The 1,739-nt window shown below is 65.1% G+C and carries 2 pseudogenes; both read right to left on the bottom strand.

What is annotated here, in order from left to right:
• Positions 1-233 (bottom strand): annotated as a pseudogene (locus EET03_RS12335) (IS1634 family transposase); the annotation flags it as partial.
• Between the two features lie 137 nt (positions 234-370).
• Positions 371-1,739, bottom strand: a pseudogene (locus EET03_RS30230) (PE family protein); the annotation flags it as partial.

The raw sequence follows: 1,739 nt of genomic DNA, 5'->3' as shown, positions 1-1,739 counted from the left end.
CCGGCCACATCCAGCCGGGCCAGCATCGACCACACCGCAGCCAGATCCCCGAACTGCTTGTGCTGGCTACGGATCGGCTGCCCGGCCGGCGTCTCGGACAGCTTCGCCATCACCTCCTCCGCGCTGCCCAAATACTGCTGAGACACGATGCGCGGCTTGCCCTGCACTCGGGCCGATTCCACCAGGTAGTAATAGGTCTGCTTGCCGCGTCGCTTACCCACGATCGACGCCATATATGGGTAATACACTCCAAACCCACAAACCTCAAGCACCACAACACAAGACACGCCGCTCAACCACGAAGGCCGGAAACTCCCGCTAGCTGGCGAAATAGTCTCTATATCTCTTCGCGCGACGCGCCGCTCAGCAACTACGCCCCGATCGCGTTCGCGAGCTGTTGGGGCCAATAGTTCAGCAGAGCGGGAACGATGCCGCCGATCTCCGTGCCGTTGGTTGTGACGTTGAGCATGCCTCCGGTGAGTGGGTTCGGCGCAATAGCCGTGATGCGCTCGAGGGGGTGCAGGATCCCGTTGAAGGGGACGTTGTTCTGCAGCGTGATCGTTTCTGGCACGACGCCGATCAGGGGGACCACAAACGGAACCGTCAACGTCAGCGGCGTGGGCAGCACGTATTGGCCATTGAGGAAGCCATCTGCGATGACGGCGGGTGCGTCTACCAATACGGTCAAAGCCAGCGGTATGTTCCCGGCCTGCACGGCTTGGGAAAATGCCGTGGCACTTTTTCCGGCTGCGGCGGCTGTAGAGAACGCCGGACCTACCAGCTCCAGACCCAATGCCACCGGGAACCCGAGGGTCTGGGTGGGAGCCAAGAAATTCGTGACATCCACCGATATGGTCGGGTCGGTAAGCAACTTGACCACGTTGGCGAAGTTCTGCGCCGACTCTCCGGGGATGGTCAGGATCGGTAGCAGGTCTCCAAGGGTACCGTTCACGACCGCGGTGAGTTGCGGGAAGTTGCCAACGACGGTGAACAGGCTGGAGGTATCGACGAAGAGGCCGAACACGCCGTTCGCCACCTGCTGCACTGCACCGCTGACGTTGCCCGCCAGAAGGTCGGAGAAAGCCGCTATCAGGTGTTGGGGCAAGTTATACAAGTTGCTGGTGAAGTCGGTGACCGCGGCGCTGAGCGACTTGCCGGTCAGCTGGATGTAGCCGTCCAGGTTATCGGCGATCTGGCTCAGGAAAGGCGCCGGACTGCCAGCAGAGGCGGCGCTCGTGCTGGCGAGATTCACAGTCGTATTCGCCAGGAGGGCTTCATACGCGTTGGTGGTGCTCGGCGGCGGGGCCACCCCCCTGGCCAGGCCGGGACTGCCCAGCTGCCCGGGCGTGCCGCCGGTACCGTTGGTGCCGCCGTTGATGCCGCTGCCGCCATTGCCGCCATTGCCGATCAGCGTGGTGGCGGCGTTGCCACCATTGCCGCCGCTGGCAGGCGTAATCAAGTTGAGAGGGGAATTGCCGGAATTGCCGCCGTTGCCGCCGGCGCCGACAAGGCCCATGGCGTTGCCGCCGTTCCCGCCGTTGCCGGCACCGGTGGCTGCGGCAAATGTAGACCCGCCGAGGCCGCCGTTGCCGCCGCTGCCGATGGATGTGGCGTCGCCGCCGTTGCCGCCGGCTCCGCCGGCGCCGGTGCCGTTGACGCTGCCGCCGTCGCCACCGGTCCCGCCGTTGCCGAACCATCCGGCGGTGCCGCCGGTGCCGCCGGCCCCGCCGCTGCCGCCG

The sequence above is a fragment of the Mycobacterium innocens genome, from assembly GCF_900566055.1.
Taxonomy (GTDB): Bacteria; Actinomycetota; Actinomycetes; order Mycobacteriales; family Mycobacteriaceae; genus Mycobacterium; species Mycobacterium innocens.
This window is presented reverse-complemented; position numbering and strand designations above follow the sequence as displayed.